Genomic DNA, 24,243 nt, shown 5'->3' on the forward strand with positions numbered 1-24,243 from the left:
TTTTATTTTTATATTTTTAGTCTCCTAATATTTATACGAATCCATACGTTTGGTTATAAGCCATACGTTTACAATCGTAAAATTTATATTCATTCCCTTTCGCCATCAAGGGATGAGAATCGTCGTTAAGCCAGAAGTCTGTATGGGATGCCAAATCTGCGAAATCTGGTGCTTGGTAGCGCATTCTATGTCAAAAGACATCTTAAATGCCTTCCTTCTGGAGAAGCCAAGAGCGAAGCCAAGAATTGTGGTTGAAAGAAACCTCTCAGAATACCTTATTTTGCAATGCAGAAACTGCGAAGAACCAAAGTGTATGTTCGCATGCATCAGCGGGGCGATCTATAAGGACAATGGAGTCCTGAAATACAATGAAGAGAAGTGTGTTTCATGCTTGAGCTGTGTAATGGCTTGTCCTTATGGTGCTGTGAAGTTTGAAGATGGGAAAATCGTTCGATGCGATCTCTGCAACTTAGATCCTGTCTGCGTAAAAGTCTGCCCAAATAAGGCATTGGAAGTGGTTTCATGAAGTTCGAAAACGTGATCATCGGTAATTCTTCCGCAGGGATTGGATGCGTTGAGGCGATAAGAGAGATAGATAGCGATGCAGATATACTTATGGTTTCTGCTGATCGACAGGCGTATTCAAGAGCTCTAATCCCCTATTACCTCAGAGGTAAGATTGAATTAGAGGGTTTGCTTTACAGAAGGCAAGAGTTCTTTGAGAGGCTAAACGTTGAAACAAAGTTTGGAATTAGAGTTGAGAGAATAGACACCAACAAGAAGGAAATAACGCTCGAAAATGGCGAGATTGTTGGATACGAGAAGCTCCTGATCGCAACTGGCGGAAAACCGTTCATTCCAAAAATTGAAGGGTTGAATGCTCAAGACTTCTTCACTTTCCAGACGCTCGAAGATGTGCTAAGAATAAAGGAAGCGGTTGAAAAGGCTGAGAGTGCTGTAATTCTTGGCGCTGGCATAATAGGGCTGATGCTTGCGGAAGCGCTTGTTGAGAAGGGATTAGAAGTTAAAGTTGTGGAACTCGCGGACAGAGTTCTCGCTCCAGTGCTTGATAAAAAGACTTCTGAGATCGTGCAAAGGAAATTCGCTGAAAAAGGTGTTGAAATTCTGCTGAACAACACCATCTTAGAGGTGCGAAGGAACGAAAAGAAAATACTAAGGCTAAAGGATGGAAGGGAAATAGAGACGGATCTACTCGCAATCGCTGTGGGTGTTGTTCCGAACGCTGAATTGGCAAAGAATGCGGGAATAAAGGTAAACAGAGGAATAGTTGTGAACAAGAGAATGGAAACTTCTGTAAAAGACGTTTACGCTGCAGGAGACTGCGTTGAAATATTCGACAGCATTGCCAAAACGAGTAGACCAATACCCCTCTGGATCACAGCCTACATGGGCGGAAGAATTGCAGGATTCAACATGAGCGGAATCCCAAGAGATCTTAGCTTTGTTACCGCAATGAACTCGATGCACTTCTTCGACTACTACATAATCACCGCTGGTCTGAGCAATTCAGAAGATGGTGAAGTGATTTCGAGACTTGAAGGTGAGAACTACAGAAGGTTCGTGCTAAGAGATGGAAAGATCGTTGGTTTCATAATCGCTGGAAAAGTTGGAAGAGCAGGTATATTCACGAGATTGATGGAAGAAGAATTGGACGTTTCTGGATTTAAGGATAAGCTCCTTAACGATAACTTCGGCTATGTTGACATTCCTGAAGCAATTAGATGGAATTTGCTAAAGGAAAAGGTAAAGTTTGGGGTGGTAAGGGATGCGTGGATTTGAAAAGGTTCACGACGCCTGTGGACTCTTTGGAGTTATAGACAGAAGCGGTAGTAGATTTGATTCAGATATGGTTGTTACTGCGATGAAGAACATGAAAGTAAGGGGCAACGGCTTAGGAGGGGGTTTTGCTGCCTATGGAATTTATCCTGACTTTAAGGATTACTATGCTCTCCACGTTATGCTCGAAACTCCTGAAGTGAGAAAAGATGTTGAAAGCTTTTTGGAAAAGAACTTCGATGTTGTAAATGCTGAAGAGATACCCACTAATTCGGAAGCAAACGTTTTCAGACCACCAGTGTTTTGGAGATACTTTGTAATGCCAAAAAACGATGAGGGCGATGACTACGTTGTTTCGAAGGTTATGGAGATAAACACAAAAATAGACGGAGCTTATGTTATCTCTTCAGGCAAGAACATGGGTGTATTCAAGGGCGTTGGATTCCCTGAGGATATTGCAGAGTTTTTCCTACTTCATGAATACAGGGGTTATATGTGGATAGGACACTCAAGATTCCCAACAAACACCCCTGGCTGGTGGGGAGGAGCGCATCCCTTCAACATCCTCGATTGGAGCGTTGTGCACAATGGTGAGATCTCATCCTACGGAACAAACAAGCGCTATTTGGAAATGCGAGGCTACTTCTGCACCCTACTCACGGATACGGAAGTGATGGCTTACGCGGTAGACTTGCTGATGAGAAAGCAGGGATTACCGATTGAGATCGTGGCAAAGATCTTGGCTCCGCCAATGTGGGACCAGATTGGTAGAATGGATGAAAAAAGCAAGAAGATCTACACCGCTCTAAGGATCACATACGCTCCCCTGCTCATCAATGGTCCTTGGACGATCATTGTAGCAAGGCATGGGGAGATGTTTGGGATCACAGATCGCATAAGGCTAAGACCAATAACCTCAGGAGAGAAGGGAGATCTATTCTTTGTCTCTTCTGAAGAAGCAGCAATAAGGGCTGTATGTGGAGAACTGGATAGAGTTTACACACCAATGGGTGGGGAACCAGTAGTTGGAAGACTTTACAAATTTGAAAAAGCGGAGAGAAGGTCTCAGAGAGGTGAAGTTTTTGCTTAAAAAAGAAGAGATGTTTAGCTTCATGCTCCCTGAATTTCTCGTTGAGAGAAGAGGGGATCGGTGTATAAAGTGCAGGGTATGCGAGAGACAGTGCGGTTTCGGCGTTCACAGCTACGATGAGATGAGCAATACGATGAGAGCTGACGAGATGAAGTGCGTCGGTTGCCAACGTTGTGCGGTGATGTGCCCAACAAAAGCGCTCATCATTCGCCCTCATCCCTCGGATTATCGCCCCAACGCCAATTGGACAAGAGAAAAAATACAGGACTTGAAGAAGCAAGCTGAAAGCGGTGGAGTTATTTTAACGGGAAGCGGTTGCGACAAGCCCTATCGCATATACTGGGATCACATCGTGTTGAACGCTGCTCAAGTCACGAACCCGGCAATAGACCCGCTAAGAGAACCAATGGAGCTTCGAACTTTCCTTGGAAGGAAGCATGACAAGCTTGAGTTCTCTTTTGATGGCGGAGAAGTTGAGCTCGTAACAGAGCTCTATCCGAACGTGCAAATCGAGACTCCGATCCTATTCTCAGCGATGAGCTACGGAGCTATAAGCTACAACGCCTTCAAAAGTCTTGCGATGGCTGCAAGTGAGTATGGGACTCTTTTCAACACTGGCGAAGGTGGATTGCCAAAAGAACTAAGGAAGTTTGGTAAAAACGCAGTAGTGCAGTGTGCAAGTGGCAGATTTGGTGTTGATCCAGAATACTTTAACGTCGCTGCAATTGTGGAGATAAAAATAGGGCAAGGGGCAAAGCCCGGAATCGGTGGCCATTTGCCAGGAGAAAAAGTTACTAAGCCGATCTCTGAGACAAGGATGATCCCTGAAGGAACCGATGCATTATCGCCTGCTCCACAGCATGACATCTATTCGATCGAAGATCTGAGCACGCTCATATATGCTTTGAAAGAAGCGACGAATTACGAGAAGCCTGTGAGCGTTAAGATTGCAACGGTTCACAACGTCGCAGCAATTGCAAGTGGTATTGCAAGGGCGGGAGCGGATATAATTGCAATCGATGGCATTCGAGGAGGCACCGGAGCGGCGCCAAAGATTATAAGAGACAACGTAGGAATTCCGATTGAGCTTGCGATTGCTTCGGTAGATGAAAGGTTGAGAAGGGAAGGGATAAGAAACAAGGTCTCATTGATCGCTGCGGGAGGCTTCAGAAACAGCGCAGATATTGTAAAAGCCATAGCATTGGGAGCGGATGCGGTTTACATTGGCACTCCAGCATTAATTGCGATGGGTTGCACTCTATGCCAGAAGTGCCATACGGGAATTTGCAACTGGGGAATTTGCACACAGGATCCGCAGTTATCTAAGAGACTGAATCCCGAAATAGCTTCAAAGAGACTTGTAAACTTGTTAAAGGCTTGGAGCAATGAAATAAAGGAGATGCTTGGAGCAATGGGAATAAATGCAATCGAAAGTCTGCGAGGCAACAGAGAGATGCTTCGCGGTGTTGGTTTGCAGGAATGGGAGCTTGAAGTTCTCGGTATAAAGGGGGCGGGAGAATGAAGTTTTACGACCTCTTCCTCGATTTTTCAAGAAAATTAGATGAGTTAATCCCAAGAATTAGAGTCCAAGGAGACGTTGCGGAGATCGACGCAAAGGATTTAACACACAAGGAGATCAACGATCTGATTCGTTATGCGGTCTTTGAGCATAACTGCAACAAGATCAGGCTTTTGAATGTCGTGGGACAGAGATACATTGGAACGAGGATCTTTTCAAGAAATCCAAGGAAGATAAGCGTTGAGATCTTCGGATGCCCAGGCAATGATCTCGGAGCCTTTCTTGCGGGTCATAAAATTGTTGTTCACGGCAACGCTCAGGATGGAGTTGGCAATACGATGGACGATGGCGAGATAATAGTCCATGGCAGAGCGGGAGACGTTGTTGCGATGTCGATGCGTGGCGGTAGAATTATGATCAGAGACGACGTTGGCTATAGAACAGCGATTCACATGAAGGAATATAAGGAAAAGGTGCCCGTGCTTATCGTGGGTGGAACGAGTCAGGACTTCTTGGGAGAATACATGGCCGGCGGAAGAGTTATTCTCTTAGGGCTTTACAGTGCAAAGCATAGGGGAAGATACATAGGCACTGGAATGCATGGCGGAATCATTTACGTTCGTGGAAAACTTGAGCCCTGGCAAGTGGGAAGAGAGGTTGGGATTTTAGAGCTAAGTAGCGAGGACTTCAGGTTTCTTGAAAAGCACGTTGGAGACTTCTGTAAAGAGTTTGGATTCGATGCAGACGAGGTCCTCGGAGATAAATTCTTAAAGCTTTTACCTGTGTCAAAGAGACCATACGGAAAAGTATACGTCTACTAATATGAGAGCCCTCGCAATCAGACATGTTGAAATAGAGCATCTGGGATTACTTGAAAGAGTTCTTGAAGCTCTAAATTTCGAATTTGAATACCTTGACGCTTACAAGAATCAATCCTTAAACCGCAGTATTCGAGATTACTCGCTCGTTGTCGTTCTTGGAGGACCGATGGGCGCATACGAAGAAGAACTCTATTCCTTCCTAAAGCGGGAGTTCCATATAATTGCAGAAGCGATAAAAAATAGAATTCCTTTGCTCGGAATATGCCTTGGAGCGCAGATGATTGCAAAAACTCTTGGAGCTAAAGTTTACAGAGGCGAAAATGGAAAAGAAATTGGATGGATTAATGTTCGTAAAGTGGCAAATCACGAGCTTTTTTCTGAATTCCCAGATGAGCTTAGGGTTTTGCAATGGCATCAGGACACATTTGATTTGCCAGTGGGGGCTTTAAGAATTTATTCCTCTCAAAAATACGCGAATCAAGCATTCGTTTCGATAAAGCGGTAGGTTTACAGTTCCACATTGAAGTCACGAGAGAGATGGTTAAACAGTGGGCCGAAGTTTACAGCGATGATTTGAGCAATGAAGGCTTAAGCAAAGAAGAAATTCTTGAATACTCGAAGAGGGATGAAAAGTTCAATGCGGAAATGATGGAGAGTTTAATCTCAAAACTGCTCAATTTTTAGACTTCCACGACCTTATCTCAGCTTAATCCTCGGCCTTCAATTTTGCAAATTCATCAAGCCTGACAAATTATCGCTCCGGGAGAGCTTAAACTCCTAAAAGCTAATTGAATAATCGCAATATTTGGTGGGTATATCTTAAATTTCTTCAATTTTTTGCGGTTATTATTACATAAATACAGAAAATTGCCTTATAACTTAAAAATTTTTTATATGTGTTTGTCTGTATTGGTTAAAGTCTATTAGTTTGAAACGTATATAACCAAAAAATTTTTATGCTTACCACTGTCAAAATCGCAAGACGGAGGTGGTAAAATGGAGAGAGTACAGATGAATTCGGCATACCTGAATGCGATGTCCACGACTGGCACAAGGACGAGAGTTCGCGACGTGAATCCGCAAAGCGGAATGTGTCCAATTTGCGTCAGCGACTGCCCATTTATCTGCGAAATCGCTCTTTCGACCTTCAGAGCAAACGAAGCTTTGTATCCAGAGCCAAAGTATTTTGGCGAGAGCACAGCTTCTTCGCTAAAAGACTATGGCTTGGATTGGGCGCACTTCAATTTACTTGCAAGACTTAGGGGTGCGGAAGGCATTGAGCCGGATCCAGACCTTGCGATTTTCCCCAACGCGAGCGTTGAGTCAAAGATCGGAAAAACTAAAGTGAGATTCCCGCTTGCAATGGGTGCATTTGGTTCAACTGAAGTTGCCCGTCGTTATTGGGACGGACTTGCTGTTGGTGCTGCCTTGGCTGGTTGTATTCTCATAATCGGCGAGAACGTCTGCGGAGTTGATCCAAAGTCGGAATTCAAGGATGGAAAAGTCGTGAGATCGCCAGAGATGGAAAGAAGAGTTAAGAAGTTCAAGGAATTCTGGGATGGGAAGTATGGGGACATAGTAGTGCAGGTAAACGTTGAGGACACCCGCTTTGGTGTTTACGAATACGTTGTTTCGAAGCTCGAAGTTGATACTGTTGAGATCAAGTGGGGGCAAGGAGCGAAGGCTATAGGCGGAGAGATTAGAGTAAGAGATTTGCAAAGGGCGATTGAGCTAAAGAAGAGGGGCTACGTTGTTCTGCCCGATCCCGAGGATCCAGTGGTTCAGCAGGCTTTCAAGGATGGTGTAATTGATGGCTTTGAGAGGCACAGCAGAGTTGGAATGCCCACAGAGAAGGGTCTCATAGATTTCGTTGAAGAGATCCGTGACTTAGGGGCGAAGAGTGTTACACTAAAAACGGGTGCTTATCGTCCAGAAGACGTTGCATGGCAGATGAAGGCTGCAAGTGAGGCAGAAGTGGATTACGTAACCTTCGATGGTGCGGGCGGCGGAACTGGAATGAGCCCAGTGCCAATGATGAATGAGATGGGAATTCCAACGGTTTACCTCGAAGCTCTCGTGCTCAAGGCTGCGAGAAAGCTGAAGGAAAAGGGCAGATACGTGCCCGACATAAGCATAGCTGGTGGCTTCATCAACGAGACCCAGATCCTTAAAGCCATAGCGATGAGCAACTTCGGAGATGGGCCAATAGTGAAGACAGTTACAACTGGAAGAGCACCATTGACTGCGGTTATGAAGTCTGAATACTTCGTAAAGCTTGCAAAAGAGGGCAAGTTGCCGAAGAGCTTTACCGAAGTTTATGGCGACAAGCCAGATAAGTTCTTCGCCCTTGCAGATGAATTCAAGGCTAAGTTTGGTGAAAAGATTGGCAACGCAATTCCATGGAGCGCAGTTGGGCTTTACAGCTATGTCTACAGAATGAGCGTTGGTATGAAGCAGTTGCTCGCTGGAATGCGAAAATTCAAGCTTGAACTTGCAAATCGAAACGATCTCGCAGCTTTGTCGCCGTTGGCAAGTGAAGTGACTGGAATTCCAATGATTCACAAAGTTGATGAGCAGATTTTCGATAGCATTCTGAGCTAATCTTCTAACTTTTTATTATATTTTAATTTAAATTCAATTTCAAAAGAATCTTCAACTGTGAATAACTTGATAAAAGCTAAAAAATAAAGATTTATAAAAATTATTCAACCTTTATCTTCTTTCCTCCTCCGGCCTTCTTTGTCAAAATGACTTCAAGAACTCCGTTGTTGTATCTGGCCTTTGCTGAATCTGGATCCACTTCGACCGGGAGGCTTACAGTCTCATGATACTTCCTGTTCTCTCCTTCTGCTCTGATTTCAAGGCTTCTCTCGGTTGCTTTTAGCTCGATGTCTTCCTTTCTCACACCCGGCATCTCTGCAATCACCTGGACTTCGTTATCCGTCTCGATTACATCAACCAATGGCTTTCTCTCTTCGATGCCAGTCTCCTTGATGAGAGGTTTTGTGCCAAACTCTCTGATCTCTGGCCTACCGTCAGGGCCAATTCTGATTGAGAAGCCTCTGACAATTGGCTTTGTCTCTCCAAGTTCACCAAATCTGAAGGCACTTTCTATATCTCTCATCATTCTTCTGAATATCTCATCAAACTCTCTGAACGGATCCCAACCCCAAAAGTCCTCCTCATCTTCTTCCCTATCCTTCCTCCTTCTCCTCCAAACCATAATTCACCACCTCATGCATACATCTTTTGGAAATCTTTTAATACTATCTCATACCTCTTCAAATCTTCCTTGCTCAAACTTGGTTTAACCTTCCTAAGTGCTTCTTCGAAGTGTCTCTTTGTAATTTTTAGCTTCTTTGCAATTTCCTTTGCTTCCTCTCTGGTAACACCCGGCTTTAAAGCCTCCCTTATTGCGAGCATTCCTGCCTCTCTGCACACCGCTTCGATGTCAGCCCCACTATAGCCTTCGGTCTTTTCTGCAAGTTCATCCAAACTAACATCCTCTGCCAGTGGCTTGTTCCTCAAATGGATTCTAAATATCTCTTTTCTTGCTTCTTTGTCAGGAGGCGGTATGTATACGTGTCTTTCAATTCTTCCAGGCCTCAGAAGAGCGGGATCTATCAGATCTGGGCGGTTTGTAGCAGCAATGACTACAACTTCGCGAAGCTCTTCAAGTCCATCGAGTTCTGTAAGCAGTTGGCTTACCACTCTCTCAGTGACATGCGAATCTCCAATGCTGCCCCTTCTTGGAGCCAAGCTATCTATTTCGTCAAAGAATATGATCGCTGGGGCAACCTGTCGAGCTTTCTTGAACATGTCCCTGACGTGTTTCTCGCTTTCTCCAACCCACTTGCTAAGCAATTCTGGACCTTTAACGCTTATAAAGTTTGCATTGCTCTCATTTGCAACAGCTTTGGCAAGCAAAGTCTTTCCTGTGCCCGGAGGACCGTAAAGCAGAATTCCCTTTGGCGGTTTGATGTTTGTAGTTCTGAACACTTCAGGATACTTCAACGGCCACTCTACCGCTTCTCTTAACTCTTGTTTAGCATTTTCAAGTCCTCCAATATCCTCCCATCTGACTCTTGGAATCTCTACAAGAACTTCTCGCATTGCAGATGGCTCAATGTTCTTTAAAGCTTCGATGAAGTCCTCTCTCGTGACTTTTAGGTTTTCGATCACTTCGGATGGGATCTCTTTTTCTATGTCTATTTCTGGCAGAACTCTTCTAAGTGCATGCATCGCTGCCTCTTTACACAAAGCTTCAAGATCTGCTCCAACAAAGCCGTTTGTTGCGTCTGCAAGCTCATCCAAGTTTACATCCTCCGCCAATGGCATTTTTCTTGTGTGAATCTCAAGAATCTCCTTTCTGCCGTCTCTATCAGGAACTCCTATTTCAATTTCTCTATCAAATCTCCCAGGTCTACGCAAGGCTGGATCTATAGCGTCAGGACGGTTGGTGGCAGCGATAACAATAACCTGCCCCCTGGATTCGAGTCCGTCCATCAAAGCCAGAAGCTGAGCTACCACCCTTCTTTCAACCTCTCCGGTAACTTCTTCCCTCTTGGGGGCTATTGAATCTATTTCATCTATGAATATTATACTTGGAGCGTTCTGCTTTGCTTCCTCAAATATTTCTCTGAGTCTCTGCTCCGACTCTCCGTAGAATTTGCTCATGATCTCTGGACCACTAATGCTTATGAAGTGAGCATCAACCTCATTTGCAACTGCCTTGGCAATTAGCGTTTTTCCAGTGCCAGGAGGCCCGTATAGCAGAACCCCCTTTGGCGGTTCAATCCCAAGTCTCTGGAATAGCTCAGGATGTTTTAAAGGAAGCTCTATCATTTCCCTAACAAGTCTAAGCTCTCTCTTTAGTCCGCCAATGTCCTCATAAGTAACATTTGGAACTGCTCTCTTTACTTCTTCTGCGGGTTTCTCCTTTAACTCGATTTCAGTGCTTCTATTAACTACTACAACTCCAGTGGGCTTTGTAGCAGTTATTACGAATGTTAGAGTGTATCCAAAGATTTCTACCCTAACTTTCTGCCCTCTAACAACCGGTCTTCCCTCAAGAAGTCTAAGAAGATAGTTTTCTCCGCCGGTAATTCTTACTGCCTCCATTGGTGCCAAGGTTATCTTTTCTGCAGGCTTTGCATCCACTTTTCTTATCTTAACCTTGTCATCAATGCCAACCCCTGCGTTGCTCCTAAGATTTCCATCGATCCTTATTATACCCTTCCCCCTATCCTCGGGGTAGCTTGGCCAGACAATTGCTGGAACACTTTCCTTTCCGATGATCTCTATTATATCTCCACTCTGAATTCCGAGCTTCTCCATGATTTCTGGATCGATTCTCGCAATTCCTCTTCCAACATCCCTATAATAAGCTTCAGCCACTCTTAACATTATTTCCCTTTCCCCCTTCATAATCTCACCCTATTACCCAAACACTATCTCCATTATTAAGTCTTTCAATTCTAACAATTCCTCTTTTTCTCAAAGATTCGAGAGTTTCCTCAACGTCTCTGTAGGGTATCCTGAAACGCTCAGCTATCTCTGTAGCCCTTCTTAGCCCCTTGACCAATCCAAGCAACACCAAGCGCTCCAAGTCATCTTTAGTAACTCTCTCGACTTCTTCGAGTATCTCTTCAAACATCTCGTTCAATTTCGATGTGATTGCTCCCTGTATTGCAGAGAAATTCTTTCGAATCTCTTCGGCCATTCTCATGGCTTTGTAAATCTCTGCAAGAGAGTCAACGTTTGAGCCTATAGACCATAACTTCTCTTCAATCTCTCTCAGTATTCTCGCTGGATCCAGATTTTGCTCACAGTTCAGTAAATTGACTTCGAATTTGTGGGGAGAGATCGTAACCTCTATTTGGATGTTAGTTGCAATGTAGTAGTATCTTCTTTTTCCATCCTCGACACTCTTAACTATCCCCGCATTCTCAAGTTTCTCTAAGTGCTCTATGACAACCTTCGGAGCCATACCGAGATAGTATGAGATCTCACTGACATAGCAAGGCTTCTTTGCAAGTAGTTCCAGTATTTTTCTCCTGCTCTCGTTTCCTATTGCGTCGAGCACGTTCATTCCATCACCGTTACTAACTTATGGTTAGTAAAATTAGTATATAAATTTTTCGGTATTTTCATCTATAGAGAAATGCAAGACTTTAAGCTCTACAGACATTGTTGTCTATGAACTTTGTTCTGACTGAAAAGTCGCCCATACAACTCGTTATAACGTTGAACAGAAATGGCTGAAGAACTGGAGAGATTTCGAAAAAGATGATGACATACACGTAGGAATAATAACCGGGACAGGAGAAAATTCTGCTCTGGAACAGATTTGGGTGATCTTGATAGACTCGCAGGTAGATTAGAAAGTCCAGATGGTCCACTTGGATTTACAAGGATAATTTTATCTAAACCCGTAATTGCTGCAATATCTGGCTATTGTGTGGCAGTGGCCTGGAGATAGCACTTTGGGCAGATATCAGAATAGCAGACGAAACTGCCAAATTTGGTGTGCTAAATAGAATGTTTGGTGTTCCGCTGATCGATGGCGGAACTCAGAGATTACCGAGAATTGTCGGCTTAGGCAATTCCCTGGAGTTGATTTTAACCGGAAAGCTGATAAATGCAAAAGAAGCTTGTGGAATTGGACTAGTGAATGAAATCGTTTCAAAAGGTTTTGCATTAAAGAGAGCTTTGTAAATTGCGAAAATGCTTTCATCATATCCACAGGTGGCGATAGGGAATGATAAAAAGGCAGTTTATTATGGAATGGGACTAAAGCCTAAAAGAGAGTTTGGAAATCGAAGCCAAGCTTGATCTTGAAACATAAAAGATAGTGCCTTTTATACATCTGGCAAAAAAGTTCTTAGAAGAAAGAAGAGATAGACATGGTGAGAAACTGGATTACGAATGTTGACTCTAATCGTGTTTGCCTTTAAAATGCCTTAAAGGGGTTCTGCAAATTCCTTCGAAAGACTTTAATCTTCAACGCAAACCCGTTGCATGGAAGCAAGCAGACTCAAAGATATTTCAACATCGATGATCAGAAGAATGTTTGAAATAGTAGAAAAGGCCAAAAAAGAGGGTAAAGACATAGTTAGCCTCACAATTGGAGAGCCAGACTTTCCAACGCCAAAAGAGGTTATAGAAAGAGCCTACAAGGCAATGAACAATGGTTTTACTCATTACACTTCAAACTTTGGAATTGAAGAGCTGAGAATTGCTATTGCTGATGAATATGGCGTTTCAAAGAACGAAGTAATGGTTACGGCAGGTGGTAGCGAAGCATTGCTAAACGCAAGTCTTGCGTTTATAGAAGAAGGTAGCAGAGTCGTAATTCCCTCCCCATCCTTTTTGAGCTATTTTACCTATGCAAAGATGTGCAAGGCAAAGATCATTGAAATTAAGACACATGAAACCAATTTTGTTCCCACTCCGGAGAGCTTCGCTGAAATTATGAGTAAAGACGTGAGTGTAGTCTTTCTAAACTACCCAAACAACCCAACCGGAGCTGTGATCGATAAAAAGTCTGCTGAAGAAATTGTTAAAATTGCAGACGATTATGGTGCGATTGTTGTGAGTGACGAGATTTACGATAAGATATACTACGACAAAAAACCAGTCTCACTTGTAAATCTCGAAAACGTTGTGGTTGTAAACGGCTTTTCAAAATCACTTGCAATGACCGGCTGGCGGATAGGTTTTGTTATTGCAAGAGAAGAACTTTTGAATTCTATGCTAAAGATTCATCAAGTAAATGGTGTTTGCGCACCGGCATTTGCCCAGAAAGCCGTTGCTGAAGTTATGCAGAGCGGAGAATTCAGGAAACTGGTTTCAGAAATGGTTTCTGAATTCAGAAGACGAAGAGACTTTGTTTACAATGAACTAAGCAACCTTTACTGGACTGTTAAGCCTGAAGGGGCGTTTTACATGTTTCTTGATGTCAAGGAAGACTGCACGAAATTTGCAGAAAAGCTTATCGACTATGGTGTCGCAGTAACTCCTGGAAGGGCTTTTGGAAGCTGGAATGATAACTTTGTTCGAATAAGCTACGCAAATTTGATGGAAAACCTCAAAAAAGCTGTGGAAAGAATTAAAAGATACTATGAAGATCAGAGAACTTAGAGATGATGATCTCGTTGATGCTGTAAGAATCCTTGCTCTGTGCTTTGAAAAGGAATTGACGGCGGTCTTTAGGGATGTAGATATCTCAAGAGAGTTGCTCATAGACTTTTTCAGGGAGAACAAGAATGGCTGCTATGTTGTGGAAGACAGAAGAGTCATCGCCTTTGCATGGATTCTGACCGAGAAGAAAAGGATCTTAAAGTTTTTGAGAAAACGAATTGGTATTTTAGATGGATTGAGAGCCTATTTACTACTTAGATTTTTTGTTAGAACCCCAAAAAAAGGTGAGGCTTTTTTGATATTTATTTGTGTTTCGCCATTGAGACAGAAAAGCGGTGTGGGCAGTGCTTTAATGTTGGAGATCATAAAAAGGGCAAAAGAGAGTGGTGTAAAGCTATTAAAATGCATTATTCCTGCAGAAAGCAACTCTGTATACTTTTTTAAAAAATTTGGCTTTGAAATAATTCAACTATTTGAGAACAGGTTAGCAGAGAAGTATTTTTCCTCAAACCAATGGATTCTCATGAGCAAATATTTATCAGCCTAAAGACAACCTAATTCATGCGTCCATTTGGAGTGTTGGTGATTAGCATATTTTTACTACTAATGGCCCTTGTTTGTATTTCTGGTAGTTTAATGATGCTTCTTTTCGAAGAAGAAGCTCGAAATTTAATTCAGGAAGAATTTAAACACATAGCGGACATCTACGGCATTTCTGAAGACGTTTTCGACGAAGTTTACGATACTATGGCAATTTCTGTTTTTTTGATTGGATTAGTATACTTCATTAATTCTGCGGGAATTTTCATGCTCAAAAACTGGGCAAGATTACTGGCAATCATTCTTTTCAGCTTCCAGATGCTTTATTCTCTCCTCCTGATATACTATGATCCTTTTGCAGCTATATACATTGCAATTAGCATTGCAGTGATCTGGTATCTCCTCAGAGCAGACATAGCCGAGACATTCAAAGGCAAGAAGATGAGTATAGAGGAGCGGGTTCTCGGGCAAAAGCCTTAAATATCGCATCACGAAGAGAGTCTGCCGACGGTCATAGGAGCAGGGGAAACACCCGGACTCATTCCGAACCCGGAAGTTAAGCCCTGCTCCGTTCCGCGTTGTACTGGGTTCCGAGAGGTCCCGGGAAGCGCGGAAACTGTCGGCTTTTCCTGTTATCTATCAAAAAATTTATTGAGTCTGATAAAGTGTATTATTATGCGAATCTATGTTGCATTGTTGCTCTCAATGTTTGTTTTATGCTGTGCAGAGAGAAGTCTGCCTGCGCAAAGTCCTGAGCTTTATATAAGCGTCCCATTTTCAGTTTTTCCTCCGCAATTCACCTGCGATGGTGAAGACGTTTCGCCACCGATCGAAATCTATGGTGTCGCTAAAAACGCGAAAAGTTTGGCTATAGTTTTAGATGATCCAGATGCTCCTTTCGGAATGTTTACACACTGGCTGATATGGAACATCCCTCCCAACGCTACCGAAATTCCCAAAAATATTCCAAAAGAACCAATTCTCGAAAATCCAATAAAAGCGGTGCAGGGGAAGAATGATTTTGGAAAGATTGGTTATAATGGCCCCTGCCCCCCAAGTGGTGTCCATAGATATCAATTTAAGCTGTATGTTCTCGATACAATCTTGGAACTCGAGCCAGATGCCTCTAAATCTGAACTAGAAAATGCTATGAAAGGACACATCCTGCAGTTTGCGGTATTTGAAGCAAGTTACGGAAGATCAAAATGAGGATTGCTGTTAGAGTAAAACCTAATTCAAAGAAGAGTAAAGTTGAAAAGGTCGGTGAAGAATACGTGGTATCTGTAAGGTCTCTGCCCGTTGAGGGAAGAGCCAATGATGAAGTTATCGAGGTTCTGGCAGATTATTTTAAAGTTTCAAAGTCTAAGATCAGAATTGTAAGCGGAATTAAGTCAAAGAAAAAAATTGTGGAGATCGACTAATCAAGATCGAGCTCTTTAAGCTTCTCTGCACTCGGAATTCCTTTTTTCCATCCTCTATACTCGTAGTATTCCTGAACCTGCTTGCTCACATCGGGCACATTTCCAGCGCTTCCACCTTCAAGAGGCTGTAGAACTATCTGCGGTAGCCTGTCGTCTTCTTCGGGCTTCACTCCGCACTTCAAATCGTATAACCTCTTTAGCGTGAAAATTCTTTCACCAGTCTTTGCCAAGCTGTTGAGATCGAATTCGAAACCTGTTGCACATTTAAGCATTTCAGCAAGCATGCTTGGCGTTATTGGCATAAATGCGCACATAGTTGCAGCGTTGAAGAGCTCAGTGAAGTTCTGAACCTTCGCAGTCAGAACACCTTTTCCTTCATTTGCAAACCTATCATTCGAAATTATGCCGTAATCTTCGATAACTTTGCCCATCTCATAAAGATACATCTGGTGTGGTAGATGACATGCTCCCCTTACGTGCACTGCGTAAGCACAAGCTAAAGAAGCGAAAGCTCTTGCATCGTGCATCGGAATTTCAAGCCCCTTAACGTGTGCTCCCCAGCCCTTAAAGTTGTATTTTTCTTCCAGAAATCTTACTCCTTCAGCAAGCTCTGCTCCAATTCCTTTTCTAAATGCTATTTCCTTCACAAGCTCTTTTACTCTATTTGCGTCTCCCCATTTTATATTAAAATTTCCGACACCTTTTTCTGTCATCCACATGGCAAATGCGATCGAAACTCCAGCAGAAATCGTGTCCATGCCAAGATCATTGCACATGTAGTTTATCTCAACAAGGGATTCAAGATTGTCGTTAAGCTGAAGCGAGCCAAAAGCAGCAACTGTTTCATATTCAGGGCCATGAATCTTTTTTCCTTTGAGCTCAACCACTCTACCACATCTAACAATGCATCCCAAACAGCCATCATTCCCTCTTAAAATTGAACTTGCCATTGCAGAACCTGAAATGTTGGGTGCCCCTTCAAAAGTCCCCTTGGAGTAATATTTTACAGGCAAATCTCCGAAAGCCTCAGCATTCTCAACATAGCCAGAAGTCCCAAGATCTTTGAACATGGTGCATGTGAAGTCGTTGTTTATAACGTCTATAAACTGCGAAACCAATTCTTTGAATTTTTCTCCATTTGCAAGCTTAATTTCCCATCTATCCGCAGGATCATAACAAACAGCTATGCCCTTCAATTTCTTTGACCCCATTACAGTCCCCATGCCCGTTCTTCCCGCATGTCTCGAGTTGTCAACCTGAATGCAGGCAAATTTCACCAAATTCTCCCCTGCTGGCCCTATAACCGCAGTCGAAACCCTCTTCTCTCCTAACTCCTTCTCTATAGTCTCCTGAGCCTCATAACATCCTTTACCCCATATTCCTGTGGCATCTCTGAACTCAACACCATTTTTGTCAATCTTCAGGTAAACTGGCTTTTCGCTCTTTCCTTCTATCAGAACACCATCCCAGCCAGCGTATTTTAGATATACTGCCATTCTTCCTCCAGAATTTGATTCTCCCCAGATTCTTGTAAGTGGGCTTCGGGCACAAAATGCCAGCTTACTTGTTGCGGGAGCGGGAGTTGCAGTAAGTGGGCCAGTCATTATTGCAAGTGGATTCTCAGGAGAAAGTGGATCTTTTTCATACGTTTTCATCTGGTAATGGATCCTTATTCCCATCCCCGCTCCGCCAACAAAAAGCTTCGCATCTTTTTCATTTAAAGGCAAAGTTGAAAAACTTCGAGCGGTTAAATCCACTCTTAGGATTTTTCCACAGTAGCCATACATTCTACCACCCCAAAAAATTAGAAGTCAATTCTCTTTCCTTCAAAGGCGTATTCGTATATCTTTTTCGTTTGCTCGTAATCCGGAATTCTTGGACTCATTCCAAGACTTGAATCGTTTAAAGTGTTCATTACAAGATTTTCAAGATTCTCCTCGAATTCTTTTTTACTAATAACCTGCGAAATCTTGGTAGGCAATTCTACACTCTTCATTAGAGCAATTATCTTATCTATTAACTCTTCTGCACCTTTAAGCCCCATTTTCTTCGCCAAAGTATCCATTCTTGCCTTTGCATCACTTTTTAGATAGAACTGCATAATGTATGGAAGGAATAACCCAACACACATTCCGTGATGGTGTTTGAATACAGCTCCAAATGTATGCCCGAAAGAGTGAGCAAGTCCCACCTGTGAATTTCCGAATCCCAAACCCGCCATTGTTGCAGCTAAATGCATCTTCGCTCTTGCTTCCAAATCACCGTTGTACGATTTCTCAAGATTCCCCATTATTATCTCAACAGCTTTTTCGCAGAGAGCATCGCTGAAATCATTTCTCCAAATCGATACTATTCCCTCAATTGCATGCGTAAGAGCGTCGAGTCCTGTTCCCGCTATCAGTTTTTTAGGCATGTTTGCAACAAAGCGATAATCGAGGAGAGTGACATCCGGAACGACTTCTTTATTTGCTGGAGTCAGCTTTCTGTGCTCAGCTTTGTCTGTAAGAACCGAAGTCCAAGTTACATCAGCACCAGTTCCACTTGTCGTGGGAATTGCTATCAGCTTTGCCTTCTTTTTATATCCAAGCTCAAAAAGATCTGTAAAAGGTGTTACAGCAAGTGGATCTATGTCCAATTCCATTAGAATCCTCGCAGCTTTTGCCACATCAATTACACTTCCTCCGCCAAGCGCTATTATCAGCTCCGGCTGCAATTCTCTCGCGATTTTTGTGCATTTCAGTGCAGTATCGATGCTTGGTTCTGGCTCAACTTCGCTGAATACCTCTATTTTTTCAGCTTTGAGAGAGTTTTTAACCATATCCAGAAATCCAAGCTTTACCATTGACTCATCTGTAACTATTAGAACCCTGATTGCCTTTTCGCTTTCAAGGAAAGTCAGGGCATCATCTCCGTAAACTATCAACCTTGGAGAGACGAAAGTCCACATACCACTCCCAAAAAATTTTATCCTAAATCTATTGGTAGTGACGACATCAGCTGGCTAAATCTGTTCACAGTGGCGGTGTTTCTCATCATGTAGCCCAAGTCACCCTTTAGCTTCAGTTTCCCTCTCATTATCTGGGTGGTTGGATCAACTTTGCCCAAAACTATCTCCTTGAAGGCAGAATACGGCCCAGATAGCACGAATCTCGGATTCTTAACATCTCCCGGTGCGACCGCTTCAGCCTTTCGCATTTCACCGTGCCAGAAGTCAAGCCAGGTATAAATTGCAGCACCCTTTATTTCCTCGAGTTTCAGCTCAGCAACCTTTTTTGCGAGCTCCTCGAGGTTAATCTTTGAGATATCTATGTCCTGATCCAATTCAAAACCGAGTTTTTTGACCATATTTTCTGTTGGCGTTCCTTTGTAAGCCACCCTTTTTTCTTTCGGAATCGAAACAAGCATCGAAATAAGACCACCAAGCACTTTTGGCTTCTGGAAGTCCTTTAAAGCTTCCTGATCTACTTCAATTATGCACAGATAGTCGCCCTCCCAGTTTGCCGCAACCTTTTTATATGTTTCGTCGCTGTTGACCTTCTTCTTTAGTTCATCCAACCACTCCTTAGAAGGGAACACAACTGCCATGTTTGTTAGTGGACATCACTGGTATTTTAATTTATCGATATTGAATAAATGAAAATAGCAAAATTAATTGTTAATTTTTTATTTCTCTTTTATTCTTTTCGCTCCCGCCTAAAGGCATCTATACCCGTTATGGCCCTTCCAAGGATAAGCGTGTGTATGTCGTCGGTGCCCTCATAAGTGTATACACTTTCAATGTTTGCCATGTGCCTTATTGGTGAATAATCCAAGCTTATGCCATTTGCTCCAAGGATCTCTCTTGCTGTTCTCGCACAAAATCTCGCAACTCGGACATTATTTTTCTTTGCAAGAGATATCTGTTCTGGAGTTGCCTTTCCAGCATTCATAAGCTGGGATAACCTCAAGCTTAGAAGTTGGCCCTTTGTTATTTCGATCAGCATTTCCACAAGTTTCTCCTGAACAAGCTGAAAAGAAGCAATTGGAACTCCAAACTGCTTTCTATTTTTTGCATAATTTAGTGCAGTTTCATAGCAATCAATTGCAGCCCCGAGCGCTCCCCAAGAGATCCCGAACCTTGCCTGATCCAAACAGCTGAGCGGAGCCTTTAAACCAACAGCATTCGGGAGTCTATTCTCCTCAGGAACTCTACAATCAGATAAATATAGCTCCCCTACGTCTCCAGCTCTCATTGAACCTTTCTTTCTGATCAAAGATTGTTTAAAGCCCTTTGTTCCTCTCTCGACGATAAATCCCTTTATCTTTCGATCCTCGACATCTCTCGCCCAAACTACTGCAAGATCCGCAATTTCTGCCTCGCTAATCCAAGTTTTTGTTCCATTCAGAATCCATTCATCGCCTTCTTTTCTTGCAGTTGTTTCCATGCTCCCGGGATCGCTTCCAACATTTGGTTCCGTTAGCCCAAAGCATCCAATCAGTTCCCCTTTAGCAAGCTTTGGTAGGTATTCCTTTTTCTGCTCCTCGCTTCCGTATTTCCAGATCGGAAACATCACCAAACCAGAAGTAACGGCTACAAAGCTTCTAAGCGCACTATCTATTCTCTCAACCTCTTCACAAACAATTCCAAAAGTAGTATAGTTCATCCCAGGACAGCCGTATTCTTCGGGAATGAATGTGCCAAGCATCCCAAGCTCTCCAAACTTTTTAGCTATTTCTCTGAAATTGAGTGGATTTTCCTCGTGCCAAGCATCAACTACGATTGGCCTGATCTCTTTTTCAAGAAATTCCCGAATAGAACTCTTTACAAGCCGGTCTTCGTCGCTAATTAGCTCTTCTACGTCGTAAAAATCCGAAATTCGCATAAAGATGAGTTGAATTCATTTAATATAACTCTTTCGAGATGCCCGACAAAAAAACAAAATAATATAAAGTCCTAATCCAACATGGCCATATGTCGGAAGCTGCAATAATTGGTGTAGGACATTCAGTTTTTGGAACAAGAAGAGACGTGAACATTCCAGAACTCTGCTGGGAGTCAATGAAAAAAGCTTTAGAGTCGGCAAATCTCGAACCCAAAGACATAGAATTCTTTGTCGTCGGAAATCTTGGAATATGGAGTAGCGAGCTTGCCGTTCCATCTATTATGGCAGAATACGCTGATCTTGCTCCAAAAGGCTCAATGAGAGTAGAGGCGGCATGCGCAACTGGAAGCGCGGCAATAAGAGTTGGATACACTGCGATAAAATCTGGGCTTGCCGATATCGTTCTTGTTCTTGGAGTTGAAAAAATGCAGGAGTCGCCAAATCCAAATGTTATAGAACTCATTGGTAGATTTGGTAGCTATTTCTGGGAATTCGAAAACTTTGGACTGACATTTCCCGGCTACTATGCATTGCATGCTAGTGCCTATATGATGAAATACGGAGCAACCGAGGAAGATCTTGCAAAGGTTGCGATAAAAGCCCATTACTATGGTGCCAAGAACCCGTTCGCCCAATTCAGAAAGGAGATCGATGTCGCTACAGTAATGAAAGGTCCATATGTTGCCTGGCCTTTAAAGCTATTTGATTGTTCCCCAATAACAGATGGTTCTGCCTGCATTATTCTTGCAAGCGATAAAAAAGTCAAAGAAATGGGAGTTGAGGAAAAAGTCTGGATATTAGCGCAGGGTGTCGGCACTGGAACAGCGAATCTGAGCAAAAGAGAGGATTTTACAAGCTTAGCTTCAGCTCGCTATGCTGCTGAGCAAGCATATAAGCTTGCTAAAATTGAAGATCCCGCAAAAGAGCTCGATGGAGCAAATGTCCATGATTGTTTCACAATTGCAGAGATAATGGCCTATGAAGATCTTGGCTTTTGCAAGCGTGGAGAGGGATACAAATTAGCAAGAGAAGGACAGACTTACATCGGCGGGAAGATTCCTGTGAACGTTGACGGCGGTCTTAAGGCAAAGGGGCATCCAATTGGAGCAACTGGCGTTAGCATGGCGGTTGAAGCTTACAAGCAGTTGCTCAGAAAAGCGGACAAGGGAAGACAGGCAGACATAAAGAACGGAAGATGGCTTGCACATAACATCGGCGGAACCGGACATTATGCCTATGTTACAATCTATGGGCTTGAAAGGAGGTGATAATAATGGAGATTAAGGAAGCTATTGAGAAAATGGGCTTTCCGATAATTCCTGACGAGAAAAGCGGTGCTTGGCAGTGGTTCGATGTTCGAGAGCTCAAGCTTAGATATATCCTCTCAGTAGAGGGCATAAAGAAGTTCTATGAGGGGCTTAAAGAAGGAAAGCTTTTGGCTACGAAGTGTAAATGCGGTAGAATATTCTTCCCACCCCAAAAGGACTGTCCAAGCTGTAAAAAATCAGAAATGGAATGGATTGAGCTTAAAAAGGAAGGTGTGCTTGAAACGCTGACTGTGATTCATGTGAGACCAACGAGCTTTTCCCACTACGATCCATACGCTGTTGGGATTGCAAAGCTCGACGATGGAGTGCGAATTCTCGCTTGGTATCGTGGGGAGCCAAAGCTCAAGCCGGGACAGAGGGTTAAAGTCGAGATTGTGAAAAGGAAAGAAGGCTATCTGACCTACGAGCTTGTGCCCATTTAACCAAGTTAATAATTGGAATTCAAATTTTTTAAAATAGAAAATTTTTTATTCAACCTTTCCACCTTCGGATTGGTGGTAAAATGAAAATTATCGTGCTTGCAAAACATGCCCCGGATCCGCAAAGCGAAGTCGGAGTTGCTGGGGACGGCAAAAGCCTTTCGCTTGGCACTGCGGTTTTCGACATAAACGACTGGGATCGCTATGCGGTCGAAGAGGCTATCAGAATAAAGGAAAAAATGGGTGGAGAAGTCGTAGTTGTTGGCGTTGGAAAGAGTGAGGACACGCTGAGAAAATGCCTTGCAATGGGTGCGGACAGAGCGATAAAGATCCCATTCGATGCGGGTCTCGATGCTTACCAGACCGCTGAAGTGATCTGCGAAGCGATAAAGAATGAGAAGTTCGACATGATCTTCGCTGGGCTCATGAGCCAGGACTACAACAACTCTCAGGTTGGCGTAATATTAGCAGCGATGCTAAACCTGCCATTTGCCACAGCAGTTACTTCGCTTGAGATTGGCAACGGAGTGGTTAAAGTAAAGAGAGAAATCGAAGGCGGTTATCAGGAAGCGGTTCAATTGCCAATGCCATGTCTGCTTACGATTCAGAGCGGTATAAACGAGCCAAGGTATGTTTCTGTCATGGGAATTAAGAAGGCAAAAACAAAGGAGCTCAAAGAAGTAAGCATAACTCCAAAGATGTCCACAGTAGAAGTTGCAAAGATGTATCTGCCACCCGTTAAGAAGGCAGAGCTCATTACTGGTGATCCATCGCAGATAGCAACCAAGATAATTGCAATATTGAAAGATAGGGGGTTGATAGGATGAAGGTTTTCGCAGTTGCTGAACACAGATTTGGAGAACTGAATCCACTGAGCATCGAACTTCTCAACTTGGCTAACAAGCTTGGCGAGAGCAATGCGGTAGTAATAGGCAAAGATGTTGGCAAATTTGCCGATGAGCTTGCAAAATATGCGGACAAGGTCTGGAAGATCGAAGATGCAAGCCTTGAGAACTACAATCCCGAGCTATACATTGACGTTCTGCTCCAGCTGTTCCAGAAGGAGAAGCCAGATGTCGTGCTCATAGGAAATACTGCCCAGGGAGCTGAATATGCTCCATACCTTGCGGTGAAGCTTAACGCTCCAATCGTTACAGACGTTGTGGGTGTAAATACCGCCAATGGTCTCGTTGCTTCCCGTTTCGTTATGCAGGGAAAGATCATGGTGGATCTCAAGATAAAATCTATGCCGTGTGTCCTAACTGTTAGACAGGGTGCATTCAAGGAAGGTGTCCAGAAGAACGGAAAGATCGTTGATGCGGGAATAAAGCCATCTGTAGCGGCAAAGAGAAAGTTCATTGAATACGTGCAGCCAGAAGCTGGAGAAGTTGATATCACAAAGGCAAATATCATCGTAGCAGTTGGAAGAGGTATCGAAGATGCTGCAAACATCTCCTTAGCAGAGGAACTTGCAAAAGCACTTGGAGGAGTTGTCGCTGGAAGCAGACCAGTTATAGACAACGGATGGTTACCAAAAGACAGGCAGGTAGGTATTTCAGGCAAAGTTGTGAAGCCAAAGCTCTACTTAGCTCTGGGCATAAGCGGTGCGTTCCAGCACGTCATGGGTATGAAAGATAGCGAACTCATAATCGCAATCAACAAGGACCCCGAGGCGCCAATCTTTGGTGTTGCCCATTACGGAGTTGTTGCAAACCTCTTCGACATCGTTCCAGAACTACTGGATAAACTTAAGGGCAAGTAAACTTTACTAAAATTTATTAACAAATTACTTTTACTTTTTTTATGTGGCGAAAGATTGCGGAAAAGTTTGAGAAGTATCCATCCCAAATTGCAGTGGTTAGGGAATTTTTAAGACTTGGAATTGCTGTGAGAAATGGAAAGGCGTATTGTAATAACATAGAGCTAATCCCAGCAAAAATAGCGGAAGCGATTGGTGTTGATAGAAAAGTAGTTGTTTCGGCAATTCAAAACATAGAGAACGATCCTGAACTGAGAGAAGTTTTCTCCAACCTCAAACCAGTAGCAAACATAACCGAGATAGCACGCTACCTTGGATTTGGCGTCCTTGAAGTGTATGCGGAAAGTAGCAAAGTTGGAATAGTCGCGGGAGTTGCAGGTGCACTTGCACGAGAAGGAATATCAATAAGATATATCCTTGCAGAAGACCCTGAACTGAGCGTAGAGTCGAAGATGACTGTAGTTACCAATACAAAAATACCCGGTAAAGTGGTTGAAGAAATTCTCAAGGTTGATGGTGTTAAAAAAGTGATAATAAGCTGATTT

At 43.2% G+C, this 24,243-nt stretch carries 27 protein-coding genes and 1 rRNA gene; 20 read left to right on the plus strand and 8 right to left on the minus strand.

The features are described from left to right. The first annotated feature begins 112 nt into the window (after positions 1 to 112). The 8 genes from QXI54_04235 (at position 113) to QXI54_04270 (ending at position 7,828) form a co-directional block, all read left to right on the plus strand. Positions 113 to 526 (plus strand): 4Fe-4S dicluster domain-containing protein, encoded by a 414-nt coding sequence (locus QXI54_04235; protein ID MEM0302364.1) that lies wholly within the window; start codon positions 113 to 115, stop codon positions 524 to 526. Further along, positions 523 to 1,800 carry an FAD-dependent oxidoreductase gene (locus tag QXI54_04240; GenBank protein MEM0302365.1) on the plus strand — a complete coding sequence of 426 codons (1,278 nt, stop codon included), beginning with the start codon at positions 523 to 525 and terminating at the stop codon, positions 1,798 to 1,800. The genes QXI54_04235 and QXI54_04240 overlap by 4 nt, the downstream gene beginning before the upstream one ends. Then, entirely contained in the window at positions 1,787 to 2,887 is a 1,101-nt protein-coding gene (locus QXI54_04245; GenBank protein MEM0302366.1) for a glutamine amidotransferase family protein, read from the plus strand. The genes QXI54_04240 and QXI54_04245 overlap by 14 nt, the downstream gene beginning before the upstream one ends. Next, positions 2,871 to 4,409, plus strand: a complete 1,539-nt coding sequence (locus tag QXI54_04250) for a glutamate synthase-related protein (protein MEM0302367.1) — start codon at positions 2,871 to 2,873, stop codon at positions 4,407 to 4,409. Before QXI54_04245 ends, QXI54_04250 begins: the two co-directional genes overlap by 17 nt. Next, complete coding sequence (locus QXI54_04255; protein ID MEM0302368.1) at positions 4,406 to 5,227, plus strand: hypothetical protein; 822 nt, start codon at positions 4,406 to 4,408, stop codon at positions 5,225 to 5,227. The genes QXI54_04250 and QXI54_04255 overlap by 4 nt, the downstream gene beginning before the upstream one ends. A 1-nt stretch (position 5,228) precedes the next feature. Further along, entirely contained in the window at positions 5,229 to 5,732 is a 504-nt protein-coding gene (locus QXI54_04260) for a gamma-glutamyl-gamma-aminobutyrate hydrolase family protein (GenBank protein ID MEM0302369.1), read from the plus strand. 32 nt (positions 5,733 to 5,764) lie between these two features. Beyond that, positions 5,765 to 5,911 (plus strand): hypothetical protein, encoded by a 147-nt coding sequence (locus QXI54_04265; GenBank protein ID MEM0302370.1) that lies wholly within the window; start codon positions 5,765 to 5,767, stop codon positions 5,909 to 5,911. A 312-nt stretch (positions 5,912 to 6,223) separates the two neighbouring features. Then, a complete protein-coding gene (locus QXI54_04270) occupies positions 6,224 to 7,828 on the plus strand; it encodes a glutamate synthase-related protein (GenBank protein ID MEM0302371.1) in 1,605 nt (534 codons plus the stop codon). Positions 7,829 to 7,928: 100 nt separating this feature from the next. On the opposite strand, the gene hsp20 is transcribed toward QXI54_04270, so the two are convergent. The 4 genes from hsp20 to QXI54_04290 all read right to left on the minus strand — a co-directional run bounded on the left by hsp20 (position 7,929) and on the right by QXI54_04290 (position 11,529). Then, entirely contained in the window at positions 7,929 to 8,450 is a 522-nt protein-coding gene (hsp20, locus tag QXI54_04275; protein MEM0302372.1) for an archaeal heat shock protein Hsp20, read from the minus strand. 11 nt (positions 8,451 to 8,461) lie between these two features. Continuing rightward, positions 8,462 to 10,654 carry a CDC48 family AAA ATPase gene (locus tag QXI54_04280; protein ID MEM0302373.1) on the minus strand — a complete coding sequence of 731 codons (2,193 nt, stop codon included), beginning with the start codon at positions 10,652 to 10,654 and terminating at the stop codon, positions 8,462 to 8,464. A 4-nt stretch (positions 10,655 to 10,658) separates the two neighbouring features. After that, positions 10,659 to 11,318 carry a metalloregulator ArsR/SmtB family transcription factor gene (locus tag QXI54_04285; protein ID MEM0302374.1) on the minus strand — a complete coding sequence of 220 codons (660 nt, stop codon included), beginning with the start codon at positions 11,316 to 11,318 and terminating at the stop codon, positions 10,659 to 10,661. Between the two features lie 82 nt (positions 11,319 to 11,400). Then, on the minus strand, positions 11,401 to 11,529 hold the full coding sequence (locus QXI54_04290; GenBank protein MEM0302375.1) for a hypothetical protein: 129 nt from the start codon (positions 11,527 to 11,529) through the stop codon (positions 11,401 to 11,403). A gap of 154 nt (positions 11,530 to 11,683) precedes the next feature. On the opposite strand from QXI54_04290, the gene QXI54_04295 reads away from it, so the two are divergent. The 7 genes from QXI54_04295 to QXI54_04325 all read left to right on the plus strand — a co-directional run bounded on the left by QXI54_04295 (position 11,684) and on the right by QXI54_04325 (position 15,330). Next, a complete protein-coding gene (locus tag QXI54_04295) occupies positions 11,684 to 11,944 on the plus strand; it encodes an enoyl-CoA hydratase-related protein (GenBank protein ID MEM0302376.1) in 261 nt (86 codons plus the stop codon). 303 nt (positions 11,945 to 12,247) lie between these two features. Beyond that, positions 12,248 to 13,369 carry an aminotransferase class I/II-fold pyridoxal phosphate-dependent enzyme gene (locus QXI54_04300; GenBank protein ID MEM0302377.1) on the plus strand — a complete coding sequence of 374 codons (1,122 nt, stop codon included), beginning with the start codon at positions 12,248 to 12,250 and terminating at the stop codon, positions 13,367 to 13,369. Beyond that, positions 13,350 to 13,916, plus strand: coding sequence for a GNAT family N-acetyltransferase (locus tag QXI54_04305; protein MEM0302378.1), 567 nt, complete (start codon positions 13,350 to 13,352; stop codon positions 13,914 to 13,916). Before QXI54_04300 ends, QXI54_04305 begins: the two co-directional genes overlap by 20 nt. 14 nt (positions 13,917 to 13,930) lie before the next feature. Further along, entirely contained in the window at positions 13,931 to 14,389 is a 459-nt protein-coding gene (locus QXI54_04310) for a hypothetical protein (protein ID MEM0302379.1), read from the plus strand. Between the two features lie 23 nt (positions 14,390 to 14,412). After that, positions 14,413 to 14,534 (plus strand): 5S ribosomal RNA (gene rrf, locus QXI54_04315). A gap of 50 nt (positions 14,535 to 14,584) precedes the next feature. Then, a complete protein-coding gene (locus QXI54_04320) occupies positions 14,585 to 15,118 on the plus strand; it encodes a YbhB/YbcL family Raf kinase inhibitor-like protein (protein MEM0302380.1) in 534 nt (177 codons plus the stop codon). Further along, the gene (locus QXI54_04325; protein MEM0302381.1) at positions 15,115 to 15,330 is read left to right on the plus strand and encodes a DUF167 domain-containing protein; all 216 of its coding nucleotides are present in this window, start codon (positions 15,115 to 15,117) and stop codon (positions 15,328 to 15,330) included. Before QXI54_04320 ends, QXI54_04325 begins: the two co-directional genes overlap by 4 nt. Here QXI54_04325 and QXI54_04330 read toward each other — a convergent pair. From QXI54_04330 to QXI54_04345, 4 genes are all read right to left on the minus strand, one after another. Then, positions 15,327 to 17,117 (minus strand): aldehyde ferredoxin oxidoreductase family protein, encoded by a 1,791-nt coding sequence (locus QXI54_04330; GenBank protein ID MEM0302382.1) that lies wholly within the window; start codon positions 17,115 to 17,117, stop codon positions 15,327 to 15,329. The two genes, QXI54_04325 and QXI54_04330, sit on opposite strands and share 4 nt — an antisense overlap. 17 nt (positions 17,118 to 17,134) lie before the next feature. Further along, positions 17,135 to 18,277, minus strand: coding sequence for an iron-containing alcohol dehydrogenase (locus tag QXI54_04335; GenBank protein MEM0302383.1), 1,143 nt, complete (start codon positions 18,275 to 18,277; stop codon positions 17,135 to 17,137). Positions 18,278 to 18,294: 17 nt separating this feature from the next. Further along, positions 18,295 to 18,915 (minus strand): SCP2 sterol-binding domain-containing protein, encoded by a 621-nt coding sequence (locus tag QXI54_04340; GenBank protein ID MEM0302384.1) that lies wholly within the window; start codon positions 18,913 to 18,915, stop codon positions 18,295 to 18,297. A gap of 89 nt (positions 18,916 to 19,004) precedes the next feature. After that, on the minus strand, positions 19,005 to 20,192 hold the full coding sequence (locus QXI54_04345) for an acyl-CoA dehydrogenase (protein MEM0302385.1): 1,188 nt from the start codon (positions 20,190 to 20,192) through the stop codon (positions 19,005 to 19,007). Between the two features lie 89 nt (positions 20,193 to 20,281). On the opposite strand from QXI54_04345, the gene QXI54_04350 reads away from it, so the two are divergent. The 5 genes from QXI54_04350 (at position 20,282) to QXI54_04370 (ending at position 24,240) form a co-directional block, all read left to right on the plus strand. After that, positions 20,282 to 21,460: a thiolase domain-containing protein gene (locus QXI54_04350; GenBank protein MEM0302386.1), complete on the plus strand. Its 1,179-nt coding sequence runs from the start codon at positions 20,282 to 20,284 to the stop codon at positions 21,458 to 21,460. Positions 21,461 to 21,465: 5 nt separating this feature from the next. Beyond that, positions 21,466 to 21,942, plus strand: coding sequence for a Zn-ribbon domain-containing OB-fold protein (locus QXI54_04355; protein MEM0302387.1), 477 nt, complete (start codon positions 21,466 to 21,468; stop codon positions 21,940 to 21,942). An 80-nt stretch (positions 21,943 to 22,022) separates the two neighbouring features. Further along, the gene (locus tag QXI54_04360) at positions 22,023 to 22,766 is read left to right on the plus strand and encodes an electron transfer flavoprotein subunit beta/FixA family protein (protein MEM0302388.1); all 744 of its coding nucleotides are present in this window, start codon (positions 22,023 to 22,025) and stop codon (positions 22,764 to 22,766) included. Next, positions 22,763 to 23,701: an electron transfer flavoprotein subunit alpha/FixB family protein gene (locus tag QXI54_04365; GenBank protein ID MEM0302389.1), complete on the plus strand. Its 939-nt coding sequence runs from the start codon at positions 22,763 to 22,765 to the stop codon at positions 23,699 to 23,701. The genes QXI54_04360 and QXI54_04365 overlap by 4 nt, the downstream gene beginning before the upstream one ends. Positions 23,702 to 23,742: 41 nt before the next feature. Next, positions 23,743 to 24,240 (plus strand): ACT domain-containing protein, encoded by a 498-nt coding sequence (locus QXI54_04370; protein MEM0302390.1) that lies wholly within the window; start codon positions 23,743 to 23,745, stop codon positions 24,238 to 24,240. Positions 24,241 to 24,243: the final 3 nt, after the last annotated feature.

Source organism: Archaeoglobaceae archaeon, assembly GCA_038734275.1.
Taxonomy (GTDB): Archaea; Halobacteriota; Archaeoglobi; order Archaeoglobales; family Archaeoglobaceae; genus WYZ-LMO2.

Coding starts and splice junctions, on each gene's coding strand:
- QXI54_04235 (MEM0302364.1), top strand. CDS start 113: ATGAGAATCGTCGTTAAGCCAGAAGTCTGTATGGGATGCCAAATCTGC.
- QXI54_04240 (MEM0302365.1), top strand. CDS start 523: ATGAAGTTCGAAAACGTGATCATCGGTAATTCTTCCGCAGGGATTGGA.
- QXI54_04245 (MEM0302366.1), top strand. CDS start 1,787: ATGCGTGGATTTGAAAAGGTTCACGACGCCTGTGGACTCTTTGGAGTT.
- QXI54_04255 (MEM0302368.1), top strand. CDS start 4,406: ATGAAGTTTTACGACCTCTTCCTCGATTTTTCAAGAAAATTAGATGAG.
- QXI54_04260 (MEM0302369.1), top strand. CDS start 5,229: ATGAGAGCCCTCGCAATCAGACATGTTGAAATAGAGCATCTGGGATTA.
- QXI54_04265 (MEM0302370.1), top strand. CDS start 5,765: ATGGTTAAACAGTGGGCCGAAGTTTACAGCGATGATTTGAGCAATGAA.
- QXI54_04270 (MEM0302371.1), top strand. CDS start 6,224: ATGGAGAGAGTACAGATGAATTCGGCATACCTGAATGCGATGTCCACG.
- hsp20 (MEM0302372.1), bottom strand. CDS start 8,450: ATGGTTTGGAGGAGAAGGAGGAAGGATAGGGAAGAAGATGAGGAGGAC.
- QXI54_04280 (MEM0302373.1), bottom strand. CDS start 10,654: ATGAAGGGGGAAAGGGAAATAATGTTAAGAGTGGCTGAAGCTTATTAT.
- QXI54_04285 (MEM0302374.1), bottom strand. CDS start 11,318: ATGAACGTGCTCGACGCAATAGGAAACGAGAGCAGGAGAAAAATACTG.
- QXI54_04300 (MEM0302377.1), top strand. CDS start 12,248: ATGGAAGCAAGCAGACTCAAAGATATTTCAACATCGATGATCAGAAGA.
- QXI54_04305 (MEM0302378.1), top strand. CDS start 13,350: ATGAAGATCAGAGAACTTAGAGATGATGATCTCGTTGATGCTGTAAGA.
- QXI54_04310 (MEM0302379.1), top strand. CDS start 13,931: ATGCGTCCATTTGGAGTGTTGGTGATTAGCATATTTTTACTACTAATG.
- QXI54_04320 (MEM0302380.1), top strand. CDS start 14,585: ATGCGAATCTATGTTGCATTGTTGCTCTCAATGTTTGTTTTATGCTGT.
- QXI54_04325 (MEM0302381.1), top strand. CDS start 15,115: ATGAGGATTGCTGTTAGAGTAAAACCTAATTCAAAGAAGAGTAAAGTT.
- QXI54_04330 (MEM0302382.1), bottom strand. CDS start 17,117: ATGTATGGCTACTGTGGAAAAATCCTAAGAGTGGATTTAACCGCTCGA.
- QXI54_04335 (MEM0302383.1), bottom strand. CDS start 18,277: ATGTGGACTTTCGTCTCTCCAAGGTTGATAGTTTACGGAGATGATGCC.
- QXI54_04340 (MEM0302384.1), bottom strand. CDS start 18,915: ATGGCAGTTGTGTTCCCTTCTAAGGAGTGGTTGGATGAACTAAAGAAG.
- QXI54_04345 (MEM0302385.1), bottom strand. CDS start 20,192: ATGCGAATTTCGGATTTTTACGACGTAGAAGAGCTAATTAGCGACGAA.
- QXI54_04350 (MEM0302386.1), top strand. CDS start 20,282: ATGTCGGAAGCTGCAATAATTGGTGTAGGACATTCAGTTTTTGGAACA.
- QXI54_04355 (MEM0302387.1), top strand. CDS start 21,466: ATGGAGATTAAGGAAGCTATTGAGAAAATGGGCTTTCCGATAATTCCT.
- QXI54_04360 (MEM0302388.1), top strand. CDS start 22,023: ATGAAAATTATCGTGCTTGCAAAACATGCCCCGGATCCGCAAAGCGAA.
- QXI54_04365 (MEM0302389.1), top strand. CDS start 22,763: ATGAAGGTTTTCGCAGTTGCTGAACACAGATTTGGAGAACTGAATCCA.
- QXI54_04370 (MEM0302390.1), top strand. CDS start 23,743: ATGTGGCGAAAGATTGCGGAAAAGTTTGAGAAGTATCCATCCCAAATT.